Annotated in this window: 12 protein-coding genes; 6 read left to right on the top strand and 6 right to left on the bottom strand. The window is 70.3% G+C overall.

The genetic code is table 11. The annotated features are described in order from the left end of the window. Window positions 1–58: 58 nt before the first annotated feature. Together ACWDLG_RS21005 and ACWDLG_RS21000 are read right to left on the bottom strand one after the other, a co-directional pair. Entirely contained in the window at window positions 59–1,006 is a 948-nt protein-coding gene (locus tag ACWDLG_RS21005; protein ID WP_449922206.1) for a nucleoside hydrolase, read from the bottom strand. Next, a complete protein-coding gene (locus ACWDLG_RS21000) occupies window positions 999–1,724 on the bottom strand; it encodes a GntR family transcriptional regulator (RefSeq protein WP_354918674.1) in 726 nt (241 codons plus the stop codon). Before ACWDLG_RS21000 ends, ACWDLG_RS21005 begins: the two co-directional genes overlap by 8 nt. A gap of 186 nt (window positions 1,725–1,910) precedes the next feature. Here ACWDLG_RS21000 and ACWDLG_RS20995 point away from each other — a divergent pair, with 186 nt between their 5' ends. Together ACWDLG_RS20995 and ACWDLG_RS20990 are read left to right on the top strand one after the other, a co-directional pair. After that, a complete protein-coding gene (locus tag ACWDLG_RS20995; protein ID WP_449922204.1) occupies window positions 1,911–2,885 on the top strand; it encodes an LLM class flavin-dependent oxidoreductase in 975 nt (324 codons plus the stop codon). Window positions 2,886–2,988: 103 nt separating this feature from the next. After that, window positions 2,989–3,849: a hypothetical protein gene (locus ACWDLG_RS20990; RefSeq protein ID WP_449922202.1), complete on the top strand. Its 861-nt coding sequence runs from the start codon at window positions 2,989–2,991 to the stop codon at window positions 3,847–3,849. Here ACWDLG_RS20990 and ACWDLG_RS20985 read toward each other — a convergent pair. Then, window positions 3,846–5,135 (bottom strand): MFS transporter, encoded by a 1,290-nt coding sequence (locus tag ACWDLG_RS20985; protein WP_449922200.1) that lies wholly within the window; start codon window positions 5,133–5,135, stop codon window positions 3,846–3,848. The genes ACWDLG_RS20990 and ACWDLG_RS20985 overlap by 4 nt on opposite strands. A 47-nt stretch (window positions 5,136–5,182) precedes the next feature. Between ACWDLG_RS20985 and ACWDLG_RS20980 the strand changes: the two genes are divergently transcribed. The 4 genes from ACWDLG_RS20980 to ACWDLG_RS20965 all read left to right on the top strand — a co-directional run bounded on the left by ACWDLG_RS20980 (window position 5,183) and on the right by ACWDLG_RS20965 (window position 9,988). Continuing rightward, on the top strand, window positions 5,183–5,968 hold the full coding sequence (locus ACWDLG_RS20980) for an SAM-dependent methyltransferase (protein WP_449922199.1): 786 nt from the start codon (window positions 5,183–5,185) through the stop codon (window positions 5,966–5,968). Between the two features lie 325 nt (window positions 5,969–6,293). Beyond that, window positions 6,294–7,331: a substrate-binding domain-containing protein gene (locus ACWDLG_RS20975; protein WP_449922197.1), complete on the top strand. Its 1,038-nt coding sequence runs from the start codon at window positions 6,294–6,296 to the stop codon at window positions 7,329–7,331. Continuing rightward, window positions 7,328–8,890, top strand: a complete 1,563-nt coding sequence (locus ACWDLG_RS20970; protein ID WP_449922196.1) for a sugar ABC transporter ATP-binding protein — start codon at window positions 7,328–7,330, stop codon at window positions 8,888–8,890. The genes ACWDLG_RS20975 and ACWDLG_RS20970 overlap by 4 nt, the downstream gene beginning before the upstream one ends. A 6-nt stretch (window positions 8,891–8,896) precedes the next feature. Further along, window positions 8,897–9,988: an ABC transporter permease gene (locus tag ACWDLG_RS20965; RefSeq protein WP_449922194.1), complete on the top strand. Its 1,092-nt coding sequence runs from the start codon at window positions 8,897–8,899 to the stop codon at window positions 9,986–9,988. Window positions 9,989–10,318: 330 nt separating this feature from the next. On the opposite strand, the gene ACWDLG_RS20960 is transcribed toward ACWDLG_RS20965, so the two are convergent. From ACWDLG_RS20960 to ACWDLG_RS20950, 3 genes are read right to left on the bottom strand one after another with little or no spacing between them, the layout of a single operon-like run. Continuing rightward, the gene (locus ACWDLG_RS20960; RefSeq protein ID WP_449922193.1) at window positions 10,319–11,116 is read right to left on the bottom strand and encodes an ABC transporter permease; all 798 of its coding nucleotides are present in this window, start codon (window positions 11,114–11,116) and stop codon (window positions 10,319–10,321) included. Continuing rightward, window positions 11,109–11,891, bottom strand: a complete 783-nt coding sequence (locus ACWDLG_RS20955) for an ABC transporter permease (RefSeq protein WP_449922191.1) — start codon at window positions 11,889–11,891, stop codon at window positions 11,109–11,111. The genes ACWDLG_RS20960 and ACWDLG_RS20955 overlap by 8 nt, the downstream gene beginning before the upstream one ends. Continuing rightward, window positions 11,888–12,790 (bottom strand): ABC transporter ATP-binding protein, encoded by a 903-nt coding sequence (locus ACWDLG_RS20950; RefSeq protein ID WP_449922190.1) that lies wholly within the window; start codon window positions 12,788–12,790, stop codon window positions 11,888–11,890. The genes ACWDLG_RS20955 and ACWDLG_RS20950 overlap by 4 nt, the downstream gene beginning before the upstream one ends. Window positions 12,791–12,878: the final 88 nt, after the last annotated feature.

Raw genomic sequence — 12,878 nt, 5'->3', positions numbered from 1 at the left:
CGGTCGGGCGGTGGAACCCTCGCAGCCGGCACGGGCGTCAGGCTGAAGCCCGGCTCCTTCACCGCCGGGTGAGGACGTCCAGGCAGTGCCGGTAGAACCGGTCGGGGTCCACGGTGACGGCGGCCTTGACCGGCCGCCCGCCGGGGTCGCGCACGGTGCGCCCCTGGCCGGCTCCCTCGGTGACGACGTCGCAGTGGACCGTCTCGAAGCCGCAGATGCCGGGTTCGGCCAGGTATGACGTGGTGAGGCTGTCCCAGCAGCAGTACGGCAGGCCGGTGGTCTCCAGCACGCCGAACGTCAACGCGAGCAGCGACCCGGCCAGATCGCTGAGCGGCTTGCCGTAGTGGCGGCCGAAGGCGTGGGTGAAGGCGGTGGTCACCGGCACCCGGTCGGTCACGTCCAAGGGGAAGAGCGTGATCGGGAGCGTCGAGTCGAAGACGCGCTTGGCGGCTTCGGGGTCCCAGTAGACGTTCCACTCCGCCGAGCCGTCGTGCCCCGGCTCGTCGACGTTGCCGGGAACGTCGAGGGCTCCGCCCATGAAGACCACCTCCTCGATCGTGGCCGCGACCTCCGGGTGGTGGTCGAGGCACCAGGCGAGGTTGGTCAGCGGGCCGGTGGCGAGGATGGTGACGGGCGCGTCGGCCTCCAGCAGCCACGCGGCCAGACGTTCGTGGGCGGGAAGCGCCCCGTCCCGCGACGTCGGCGGCGCGCTCCGGTTGAGCACGGGCAACGCGTCGGCGCGGAGGGCGTCGATGCGCCAGGCGAGCGGGAAGGGGTTGCGCCCCGTCAGTTCGCCGAGGGCCGTCGGCACCTGCGGCAGCCCGGCCAGCTCGAGGATCTTGCGGGTGGCCGACATGGCCGGCACGGGCAGGCAGTCAGCCGGCGTGACGGCGATCCCGCGCAGGTCGACCGTGTCGTACTGGGTGAGGAGAAGGAGCGACAGCAGGTCGTCGAGGGCGCCGTCGTGGTCGAAGAGCACCGGACGGCGGGTCGTCAGGTCAGTCACGGCGCCTCACCAGGTGGAAGGAGAAGTCGGTGCCCCGGTGGTAGTCCTCGGAGTAGAGCAACGGCTGCCCGCCGCTGTCGTGGTGGGTCTGCAGCAGCGCCAGCCAGGCCCCGCCTGACTCCTCGATGCCGACCCGTGCCGCCTGTTCGGCCGTCAGGGTGACGGCACGGACATGCGTCACCGCGTACGCGACGGTGTGGCCGTGCTCGGTGAGGGTCTGGAACAGCGAACCGGTCCAGTCGACCTCGTCCAGCGGGCGCGAGATCAGCGACCGGGCGAAGAAGTCGATCGAATACAGCAGGACGTCGTGCTCGTGCCGGCGCAGCCGCTCCAGCCGTACGATCGCCTGCCCGGCCGGCAACCGCAGGGTCTCCCGCTGGTGGCTGTCGGGCTCCAGCACCGAGACGTCCAGGACCGCGTTGTCCCCCTGGTAGCCGCGGCTGGCGAGCATCTCGGTGACGCCTTCCAGGCGGGTCAGCGGGCGATCGAGGCTGGGCTGGGAGGTCAGGTAGCGCCCGTCGCCGTGGCGGGCCTGGATGAGTCCTTCCTGCTCGAGGAGCTTGAGGGCCTCGCGGAGGCTCGTCCGGCTCACGCTGAAGCGCGCGATGAGGTCGTTCTCGGAGGGCAGCCTGTCGCCGGGGCGCAACCCCTCCTCGACGACCAGTGTCCGGAGCCGGTCGCGCACCTGCACGGCCAGCGTCCGATGTCGCCGTGTCACATTCGATCTCCCTTCGTGGCCACGATCACGCCGGTGGCCACCATGGTGCGGATTGAACAGAGAAGTGTCAACACTTCTCATACAAGTCCTGGTACAGGGCCTCGATCTCCCTTCCAGGAATAAGTGGACACCGCATCCACTTAGGCGTAGTGGACACAATGTCCGGTTAGTCGTCGGAAGGAGACCATGGTGGACACCAGCATGATCGGAGTCGTCTTCGGCAGCCTGACGCCGCCCGAAGAGGTCACCGAGGGGGCGGCGCTGGCCGAGCGGCTCGGTTTCGGGCAGCTGTGGTTTTCCGAGGACTGCTTCTTCACCGGCGGCCTGTCCGGCCTCACCCAGCTGCTCGCCGCCACCCAGGCGGTGCCCGTCGGTCTGGGTCTGGCCAGCGTGGTGACCAGGCATCCGGCGATCCTGGCGATGGAACTGGCCGGACTGGCTCGCATGTACCCCGGACGCGTCCGGGCCGCCGTCGGCCTGGGCAACACCCACTGGCTACGGCAGATGGGACTGCTGCCCGAGCGTCCGCTGACCGCCGTCGTCGAGACCTTCGACGTGGTGCGGGAGCTGCTGGACGGCGAGCGGGTCGACCGCCGGACCGCTACCCACGAGCTGAACGGCATCCGGCTGGAGTTCCCGCCCCGGCAGCCCCCCGAGCTGTGGATCGGGGCGGTCAACCAGCGCGCGCTGCGGGCCGCGGGCGCCAGGGCCGACGGAGTCCTGCTGTCGGTTCTCGCCGGCCCTTCGTACGTCGCCTGGGCCAGGGAGCAGGCGGCCGTGGCGGGCCGGCCGGCTCCCCCGGTCACGGCGTTCGTCCTCGCCTCGGTCTCCGATGACGCCCGGAAGGCGCGGGAGGCGGTACGGGAGGCCGTCGGCTTCTTCCTGAAGGCCGAAGCGCACACCGCGCTGGTCGGCCGGTCGCGCTACGGCGCCGAGATCCGGCAGCGGGTCGCCGCCCTGGCCGACGGGCAGCCGCTGGCCGTCGAGGACGCCTGGATCGACGAGTTCGCCGCCGCCGGCGACCCCGAGCACGTACGGGAGCGGCTCCAGGGGTTGCTCGACGCCGGCGCCGACTCGCTCGGCCTGTGGCTGTTCCCGCCCGACCGTCTCACCGACCAGCTCCACCGGATCGCCGCGGACGTCCTCGGCCCGACCCGCTGACCGGACGGTGCCGTGCTCGCCCGGACGCCCGTTCGGAGAGGTGACGTGGGGGCATGGCTGATCCGTACAAGACCGCAGGCCGGCGGCCGGGAAGGATGGGGGCATGGATATCGACAAGGTGAGAGCGTTCATGGCCGGTCACGCGCGGCTGCTGGACCGCCGCCGCTTCGAGCTGCTGGCCGGTACGGGCACGCCCGAGGCGACGCTGGCCGCGCTGGAGGGATACCGCAACGCCGACGGCGGCTACGGCTGGGGCCTGGAGCCGGACCTGCGCTCGCCGGAGAGCCAGCCGGGGGCGGCACTGCACGCCTTCGAGGTGTTCGAGGAGGCGCCGAGCCCGCGGGCCGCCCAGCTGTGCGACTGGCTGGAGACGGTGACGCGGCCCGACGGGGGGTTGCCGTTCGCGCTGCCGTTGACCGTCCCCGCCGCCACCGCGCCGTGGTGGCGGGACGCGGACACCACGACGTCGTCGTTGCAGATCACCGCGGTGACGGCGGCGGCCGCCTGGCGGACGGCCGCCCGTGACGGGGCGGTGGGCGGGCACCCGTGGCTGGCCCGCGCCACCGCCTACTGCCTGGAGGCGATCGCGGCCCTGAAGGAGCAGCCGCACGCCTACGTGCTGGCGTTCGCCGTCCGATTCCTCGACACCCGGCCCGAGCACGCCGACCTGCTCGACAAGCTGGCCGCGTTCATCCCGCCGGACGGCGAGCTGCGGGTCGAGGGCGGCACGGAGGAGGAGAAGCTGCGGCCGCTCGACTTCTCGCCCTACCCCGATCTGCCGTCGCGGCGGCTGTTCGCGAAGGAGGCGGTGGCGGCGGACCTGGACCGGCTGGCCGCGCTCCAGCAGGAGGACGGCGGCTGGAGCGTCGACTACGCGACCGTCTCCCCCGCGGGCGCGCTGGAGTGGCGTGGGGCCACCACCGTCCACGCCATCGATGTCCTGCGCCGCAACGGGAGAATCTAGGCGGCGGCTACCGCCTCGGGGTGCGGCACGACGCGACGCCGTACGGCGAGGCCGAAGGCCACGACGAGCAGCCCGCACGCCCCGGACAACGCGAAGGGAGCGGCCGGCCGCCACAGGTCGTACAGCCAGCCACCGACCCCGGAGATGACGAAGATCCCGATCGCGCCGCAGAGGACCTGCACGCCGAAGGAGGAGCCGCGGTAGCGGGCCGGCACCTGCTGGGCGAGCAGCGGCCCGGCCGTGGTGATGACGCCGATCTCGCCGAGGCCGATGAAGGCGGCCACCAGCATCATCCCCGGCCCGAGCGGGTCGCTGACCAGCAGGGTCGACAGGTAGGCGGCGGCGGCGACGGCCTGGGCGAGGATGACGACGTGCTGCCGCCGCATCCGGTCGCCGAGCCAGCCGAACAGCGGCGCGCCCACCACGATCACCGTGTAGGCGATGCCGACGACGGCGCCGCTCCTGGCCAGGGCCTCGGTGGCCGACATGCCTCGTACGGACGTGGCGTGGTCGGCGATCCACAGCGACAGGAAGCTCGCCACGAGGGCCAGATCGGCCCGCGCCACGAAGGAGGCGGCGTAGGACAGCGCCACGCCGGGGTCGCGGGCCAGTCTGACGCCCTCGGCGATCAGCCGCGTCAGCGGCACCCTGGGCGTCTCGGCCGCGCCCAGGGCCGGCGAGAGCGTGTGGCGCAGCGCCAGGGCGCCGAGCAGGACGAGCGCGGAGACGACCAGGAAGCCGGTCCTGGCGGCGGCGGTGGGCTCCATGCCGCCCTCCTCCAGCATGCTGGGCAGCCTGACCAGCACCAGCACGGCGATCATCGCGCCGATGCCGCTGAAGAGCCCGAGCCAGCCGTACGCCTTGCCGCGCGCGTGGTCGCGCACGTAGTCGGCCGTGATCGCGGACATCGTGACGTGCAGGGCGGCGATGCCGAGGGCGAACAGGACGCGCAGCGCGACGAGGACGGCCGTGTTGCCGGCGAACGGGTACAGCGCCGCGCCCGCCGCGCACAGCAGGAGCCCGGCGACCGCGACGGGTCGCCTGCCGATCCGGTCGGCCAGCGCGCCGTACCACGTCAGGCTGAGGATCAGCGCCACCTCCGCGGCGATCTGCAGGTAGCCGGTGATCCTGCCGAGGTCGCCGGAGGACAGCCGCAGGACCTCGTTGAGGATGTACGGCTGGCCGGCCGGCAGGAAGGTGATGACGGCGGTGCCCAGGAACCCGAGCCCCATGCAGGCCCACAGGTTGGTCTTGCTGATGCCGGGCGTCGCGTCCAGACCTAACATGCGCACGATCATCGCAAGACAAGACGTAGATCGTCTAGGTTTGCCTCATGAGCAGTGAGCGGGTTCCTCCGGGTATCAGCGCAGTTGTCCCCAACGTGGCGCGGATGTACGACTACTACCTGGGTGGCAAGGACAACTTCGAGGTGGACCGGCGTGCCGCGGAGAAGGTCCTGGCGCTCATCCCCGAGGTCAGGGGCGATGCCCGCAACAGCAGGGCGTTCCTGCAGCGGGCGGTCCGCCACCTCAGGCAGTCGGGCGTCGACCAGTTCCTCGACATCGGCTCGGGCCTGCCGACCGCCGGCCATGTCCACGAGGTGATCGACGGCGCGGAGGTCGTCTACGTCGACAACGATCCCGTCGTCCTGACCCACTCCAGGGCCCTGCTCGGCCACTCCCCCGGCGTCACGGTCCAGGAGGGCGACCTGCGGGAGCCGGAAAAGGTCATGGCCGGAGCGGCGCAGGTGCTCGACCTCGAGCGGCCCATCGCGCTCCTGGTGGTCTCCCTGCTGCACTTCATCACCGACACGGAGGACCCGGGCGGCATCATCCGCCGGTACCGCGACCTGCTTCCCGCCGGCAGCCACCTGGTGCTGACACACGTCGCGCCCGACACGATGCCGCAGAAGGCCGGCGAGGTCAGCGCCGTCTACCGGAACGCCTCCTCGCCGTTCACCACCCGGCGCCGCGACGTGTTCGAGAGCTTCCTCGAGGGGTTCGAACTGCTCGAGCCCGGCATCGTCAACACCCGCGAGTGGCGTCCCGACGCGACCACCGACAGGTCGTCCGTCAAGGGCGACTACCACCTGTGCGCGGTGGCCGCCAAGCGCCCCTGACCCGGCGCCCGCCCTCGCGACCGCAGGGCCGGCCTCGCCCGGCGGCGGACCGCCGAGACCCCCCGACCTCGCCGGCCGCCGCCCAGCGCGCGGTGCCGGCAACGGTTGCGAGTAATGAGTTCTTTTCTCTTTACGAGTTTTCCCCGAGACCCTTCCAGGGCTTTGCTGGAAGCGTCCGACCAAATGAGCACGTGTTGACTGAAAATTTCTCCATGGGCGCACCTCACCGCTTTGGGCGCTGGTCCGTCCCCCAAGCCGACGAGCGAGCCTGAAAGCCGCCTGAGACGCCTGTCGAGATCCCTGAAAGCGCTTTCAGGAGGCCGTCATGGCTCGCTCACGTATCGTCTTCTCGCTGTCGCTCGTCGCAGCCATAGCTCTGGTGGCACTGGTGATCGGAGTGGTGGGAGGCCGGGCGACGAGTTCGGCCGCTCAGGGGACCGGCGGAGGCGCGGGCGGGGCGGCGAGTGGCAAGAAGATCGACGTGGTCATCAAGGCGAGTGATTCCTCGTTCTGGCAGACCATGATCGCCGGGGCGAAACACGCGGGCGGAGACTTCGGCCTCAACGTGAGCACCTTCGGCCCCACGTCAGAGACGAACATCGACGAGCAGGTGCAACTGGTGGAGAACGCCATCTCCCGAGGCGTTGACGGGCTCGTGATCGCGCCCAACTCCTCCAGCGCCCTGAACTCGGCGATCGACCGGGCGCGCAAGGCGGGGCTCAAGGTCATCACCGTGGACAGCCGCGTGACCACCGCCTCGGAGGGCTTCATCGGCACCGACAACGTCAAGGCCGGGATGCAGGCAGGCAAGCGCATGTGCGACCTGCTCAAGGCGCTGAACAAGACGAGCGGCGGCGTCATGATCGAATCGTCCGTGGCCGGCATCCAGTCACTGGTCGCCAGGGACGCCGGCTTCAAGCAGGGCCTCGCGCTCAACTGCCCGCAGGTCAAGGTGGTACTGCAGCGCTTCAACAACAACGACATCAACACCGCGGCGTCGCAGGTCAACGACGCGCTCACCGCCAACCCCGACCTGGCGGGCGTGTTCGCGGACAACAACACCTCGGGAGTCGGCGCGGCGCGGGCGATCCAGGACAACAAGGTGGCTGACACCGTCCCCGTCGTGGCGTTCGACTCCGACCCGCAGGAGAACGCCGCGCTGGCCGCCGGCACCATCGACGCGCTGGTGGTGCAGAACCCCTACTTCTTCGGCTACCAGGGCGTTCTGGGGGCCGGAATGGCCACGGTCGGTCGCATCCCGCCGCGTGACATCGACCCCGGCGCCGTCGTGGCCGACAAGGAGAACATGAACGAGCCGGATGTGAAGCAGTTGCTCAATCCGCCGACGATGAAGGCGGAATGATGATGGAACCCGTCGTCGAGCTACGTGACGTCTCCAAGGCCTTCGGGCCCGTGCAGGCGCTCAGCAACGTCTCGCTCCGTCTCGTTCCCGGCCAGGTGAACTGCCTCGCCGGGGAGAACGGCGCGGGGAAGTCGACCCTGATCCGGGTGCTGACGGGCGCGCTGCGCCGCGACAGCGGCACCTACGAGATCGACGGCCAACCGGTCACCACGCCGACCCCCGCGCACATGCGCACGGCCGGCATTCAGGCCGTCTACCAGGAGCTCAGCCTGCTCCCGCACCTGTCGGTCGAGGAGAACCTCTTCATGGGACGTCTTCCCGCGCACAAGGGGATCATCGCCAGGGCCCGGTTGCGGTCCCATGCCAGGAAGGCGCTCGACGAGGTCGGACTGACCGACATCAGCCCCGCCACTATCGTGGAACGGCTCCCCGCGGCCACGCGCCAGCTCGTGGAGATCGCCAAGGTGCTGACCGCCGACTCCGTCAAGGTGATCGTGTTCGACGAGCCGACCACAGCGCTGACCGAGGCCGAGTCCGAGCGACTCCTGGAGCACATCCGGCGGCTACGCGAGCGCGACATCGCGATGCTCTACGTGACCCACCGGCTGGAGGAGATGTTCGAGATCGGCGACTGGGTGACCGTATTGCGGGACGGGGGCCTGTCCGAGGAAGGGCCGATCAGCAACTACGACGAGGACCGCCTGATCACCGCGATGGTCGGCAGGGAGATCAGCTCGCTCTACCCGGAGACCCACCGGCACGCGGGAACGCCCGCGCTGCGGGTCAGGGGACTGCGCCGGTTCGAGAACTCGCCGGCCATCGACCTCCACGTCGGATCAGGAGAGATCCTCGGCATCGGAGGGCTGCTGGGGTCGGGGCGCAGCGGGTTGTTGCTGTCCATCTTCGGGGCGTCCCCCATCGTGGCCGGTGAGGTGGAGGTCGAGGGCAAGTCCGTGAAACCGTCCGGACCGCGCACGATGATGAGCACCGGGGTAGGACTGCTGACCGAGGACCGCAAGGTGCTGGGGCTGCTGCCGCAGCTGTCGATCCGGGAGAACGTCACCATCGCCAGCCTGCGCACCGGCTCCCGGCGTGGTCTCCTGCCCGGTCGTGAGCAGGTCGAGGAGGCCGACCGGCTGCTCGACAGCCTGCGGCTGCGGGCCGGTTCCTACGCCCAGCCGGTGTCGACGCTGTCCGGCGGCAACCAGCAGAAGGTGCTGCTCGCCCGATGGCTGCTCACCAAGCCGAAAGTACTGATGTTCGACGAGCCCACGAAGGGCATCGACGTCGGGGCCAAGGGTGAGCTGTACACGATCATCGGCGACCTGGCCGCGAAAGGGTTGGGGATCATCGTGGTCTCGTCGTACCTTCCGGAGCTGCTGGGGCTCGCGGATCGCATCCTCGTGCTGCGCGACGGGGCGGTCGCGGGTGAGCTTCCCGGATCCGCCACCGAGGAGGACGTGCTCCACCTGGCGAGCGGTACCGCAGGCGCCGAGACGCCGCCGACCCGAGAGCCCACGGTGGCCCCGGGCGTGACTCCACCGACTCAGGAGGAGTGAGCCGAAATGCCGAAGCTGATCTGGCGTGAGCCGATCGAGACCACGACGATCGTCAACAGGCCGCCCGGGGGTGCGGAACCCGGGCTGGCGACGGTGCCGAAGGCCAGGGAGGCGCCCGAGCAGGTGGCCGAGCCCCGGCGACGGGTCGTCACGCTGGGCGACATCGCAGGACGAGAGAGCGGCGGCCTCGTCGTGCTGCTCGTGGCGGTCGGTGCCCTCACGCTCGCCAGCGACGAGTTCCTCACCGCCAACAACCTGGCCAACCTCGCCCGGCAGGTCGCGATCTTCGGGATCATCGCGGTCGGCGAGCTCCTGGTCATCCTGACCGCCGGGATCGACCTGTCGGTCGGGTCGGTCCTGGGCCTGACCGGCGCCACCACCGCGCAGCTCCTGGTCGCCGGCATGCCGATCCTGCCGTCGATCCTGCTCGGCGTGGGGATCGGCACCGCTCTCGGGATCGTCAACGGTCTGCTGGTGACCCGTGCCCTGCTGCCACCGTTCATCGCGACCCTGGGCATGCTCGGCATCGCCCGTGGAATGGTGTTGCTCAGCACCGACGCCCAGACCATTCAGGGCGTGCCGGAGTCGTTCCAGGCGATCGCCAACGGCACCGTCCTGGGCATTCCCAACCTTCTCATCATCGCCCTCGCGGTCACCGCCGTGATGTGGTTCGTGCTCACCCGGACGGTCTTCGGCCGCTACATCTACGCCGTCGGCTCGAATCCCGAGTCGGCCCGCCTCGCGGGTGTGCCCGTGCGCCTGGTGACGGTCTCGGTCTACATGATCTCAGGCATGCTGGCCGGTCTCGGCGGGGTGCTGCTCGCCTCCCGGCTGGGAGCGGGCATCCCCACCGCGGGCACGGGCTTCGAACTGAGCGCGATCGCCGCCTGTGTCATCGGCGGCGCGAGCCTGTTCGGCGCGAAGGGCAGCGCCATCGGCGCCTTCACCGGAGCACTGATCATGGGAGTGCTCAACAACGGTGGCAACCTGCTGGCGATCAACGCCTTCTACCTCCAGATCGCCATCGGTGTGCTCATCCTGGTCGCGGTCGGGTTCGACCAGCTGAACACCAGGCGGTCGGCGACCAGCGGCGGTTGACGACGGCCTGCGCTCCCGGTCGGCGGTCAGCGGGCGCCGGCGGCATGGCGCTGCCGCCATCTGTCGATCAGCGGGACCAGCTCGTCGAGCATGTAGGCGTAGAAGTCCTGCATCTCGCTCACCGCGCTGGCCGGATGGCGACTGCGCCGAACCGACACCATCAAGGCCTGAACAGCAGCCCCTTCCGCGGCACGGCCTGCCGTACGGAACGGGCTGCTGTCCCCGACCGGCATGACCTGGACGGGCACGGCTGACTTGCCGGAACGAACGGCGGCGTCCCCGCGTGCCCCGCTCCGGTCACCCCTGCCGACCTCCCCGGACCGGCTTGGGTCAGGCGCCGACGCTCTGATAGTGGCGCAGCTGCCCCGCCCAGATCCGGTAGGCCACCGCGAACAGCGCGACGCCCAGCAGGGGGCTGGCGTAGGCCAGCGGCATGACGGCCTTGCCCAGCACGACGGTCGCCGGCACGTACGCGACGAACGCGACCGGCAGCACGAACGTCAGCACCCACTGGGTGACGCCGCCGAAGACGCTCATCGGATAGGAGCCGAACCGGCTGAAGACGTCGTCGACGAAGACCCGCAGCGCGAAGGTGTCGAGCATCCGCAGCGCCGTCGACGACAGGGCGAGGAAGAAGGCCGCCTCCACCAGCGCGCCGCCGACGACGGCGGCCGCGCAGAAGGCGAGGAGGCCGGGCGTCCAGGCGATGCCGGCGGCACCGCCCGCGACGGCCAGCAGGACGACGCCGACCAGCAGGTCGCCGAGCTGGCCCACCCCCATCCGCTTGGCCATCACCTGGACGAGCGGGTTGAGCGGGCGCAGCAGGATCCTGTCGAACTCGCCCTCGCGGACCAGCCAGTCGATGCCGATGAGGCTGCTGAGCGGCAGCATGCACAGCGCGTGGGCGGTCAGGCGCATGCCGTACAGGAAGGCGATCTGGGGCAGGCTCCAGCCGGCCATGCTGGGGAAGGTGTGCATGATCACCCAGATGAAGGCGAAGCCGCTGCCCTGGTAGACCGCGCCGGTGAGGATGCCGATGACGGTGTTGAGCCGGTACTGCATGGCGCCGCGCATGGCGGCGCGCTGCAGCCGCCAGTACAGGCGCAGCGTGCGGGTGAGCTCAGCCACCGTTGATCACCACCCTGCGGTGCGCGAGCCGCCACAGCGCCCACAGCAGCGCCCACAGCGCCGCGATCCACGCCAGCTCCACCAGCAGCGCGCGGGCGATCTCGGCGGAGGACAGCCGGCCGACGTAGATGGCGGCCGGGACGTAGCCCAGGTACTTGAACGGCAGCGCGTCCGCCAGCACGCCCAGCGCCCCGGGGAAGAACGACAGCGGGACCATCGTGCCCGCGAAGAACTGGCTGACCAGGCGATACAGCAGCGAGATCGCGCCGGTCTCCATCGTCCAGAAGCCGATCAGGCAGATCAGCAGCGCCATGAGCAGGCCGATGACGTACCCGAGGGCCAAGGTCACCGCGTACGGCAGCGCGTGCGAGGTGGGGGTGATCGAGCCGACCAGCAGCACCACCGGCACGACCGGGGAGAGCAGCAGCAGCGCGCCCGCGGTGTGGCCGGCCTGGAAGGCGGCCATCTGCGGAAGGTAGCCGACGGGCCTGGCCAGGTCGAAGAACACCGTGCCGGTGCGGATCCGGAAGTGGGCGAGGCGCGTGATGACCGGCATCGTGGCGAACGTCTGCAGGTTGGCCAGGGTGAGGTAGGCCAGCAGCTGCTCCAGCGTGAGATCGGCGGCCTGCCTGCGCTCGCCGTACACCGCGGTCCACACCATCCGCAGCAGGAACACCTGCGCGATCAGCGTCAGCGACGTCAGGACGACCTCGCTGCGATAGGCGAACTGGAAGCGCAGGCCGATGCGGGCCATGCCGCGTAAGGACCGGATCATGCGGCGTAGATCCTCTTGATCACGCTCTCCAGGTCGGGCTCCTCGATCGACAGGTCGCGGACGGCGTGGTTGGCCAGCAGGTCGGGGACCTTCAGTCCCTCGGTGAGCTCGTAGGTGTGGCTGCCGTCGTCGGTGTGCACCACCAGCCTGCGGGGTGGCGCGTAGGCGCCGACCAGGTCCTCGATGCCGCCGTCGTAGAGCACCCGGCCTTTGTCGATGAGGATGATCCGCTTGCACAGCGCCTCGACGTCGGCCAGGTCGTGCGTGGTCAGCAGCACGGTGGTGCGGCCGGCCCGGTTGGTGTCGAGGATGAACTCGCGTACGGCCTGCTTGGCCAGCACGTCGAGCCCGACGGTCGGCTCGTCGAGGTAGAGGATGGGCGGCTCGTACAGCATGGCGGCGGCCAGGTCGCCGCGCATGCGCTGGCCCAGGCTGAGCTGGCGGACGGGGGTGGCCAGGAAGTCGTCGAGCCCGAGCAGGTCGCGCATCCTCTTCATCGACGTGGTGAAGCGCGCGGCGGGCACGTCGTACAGGTCGCCGACCAGGCGCAGCGACTCGATCAGCGGCAGGTCCCACCACAGCTGGCTGCGCTGGCCGAAGACCACGCCGACGGCGCGGGCGTTGGCGTGGCGGTCGCGCCACGGCACCCGGCCGGCGACCTCGACGACGCCGCTGGTGGGGGTGAGGATCCCGGTCAGCATCTTGACGGTGGTGGACTTGCCGGCGCCGTTGGGGCCCAGGTAGCCGACGACCTCGCCCTCGGCGATGTCGAAGCTGATGTCGTCGACGGCGGTGCGCTCGTCGTACTGGCGGGTCACCAGCGTGCGCAGGGCGCCGAAGGGTCCGCCGAACGTGCGCGGGCGACGGAAGATCTTGGTCAACTTCTCGACGCGGATCACCCGTCAATTTCTTTCAGACATGTGCGGCAGTCGGCAAATTACTTTCTGTGCGCGTCGCCGTTTATGGTTGCAGGGTAACGTTGCGGCA

Source organism: Nonomuraea sp. NPDC003727 (genome assembly GCF_053586935.1).
The sequence above is the reverse complement of the archived record's forward strand: the minus strand, read 5'-3'. Positions and strand labels throughout refer to the sequence as shown.

Coding starts and splice junctions, on each gene's coding strand:
- ACWDLG_RS20965 (WP_449922194.1), top strand. CDS start 8,897: ATGCCGAAGCTGATCTGGCGTGAGCCGATCGAGACCACGACGATCGTC.
- ACWDLG_RS20995 (WP_449922204.1), top strand. CDS start 1,911: ATGGTGGACACCAGCATGATCGGAGTCGTCTTCGGCAGCCTGACGCCG.
- ACWDLG_RS20980 (WP_449922199.1), top strand. CDS start 5,183: ATGAGCAGTGAGCGGGTTCCTCCGGGTATCAGCGCAGTTGTCCCCAAC.
- ACWDLG_RS20990 (WP_449922202.1), top strand. CDS start 2,989: ATGGATATCGACAAGGTGAGAGCGTTCATGGCCGGTCACGCGCGGCTG.
- ACWDLG_RS20975 (WP_449922197.1), top strand. CDS start 6,294: ATGGCTCGCTCACGTATCGTCTTCTCGCTGTCGCTCGTCGCAGCCATA.
- ACWDLG_RS20970 (WP_449922196.1), top strand. CDS start 7,328: ATGATGATGGAACCCGTCGTCGAGCTACGTGACGTCTCCAAGGCCTTC.
- ACWDLG_RS20955 (WP_449922191.1), bottom strand. CDS start 11,891: ATGATCCGGTCCTTACGCGGCATGGCCCGCATCGGCCTGCGCTTCCAG.
- ACWDLG_RS20985 (WP_449922200.1), bottom strand. CDS start 5,135: ATGTTAGGTCTGGACGCGACGCCCGGCATCAGCAAGACCAACCTGTGG.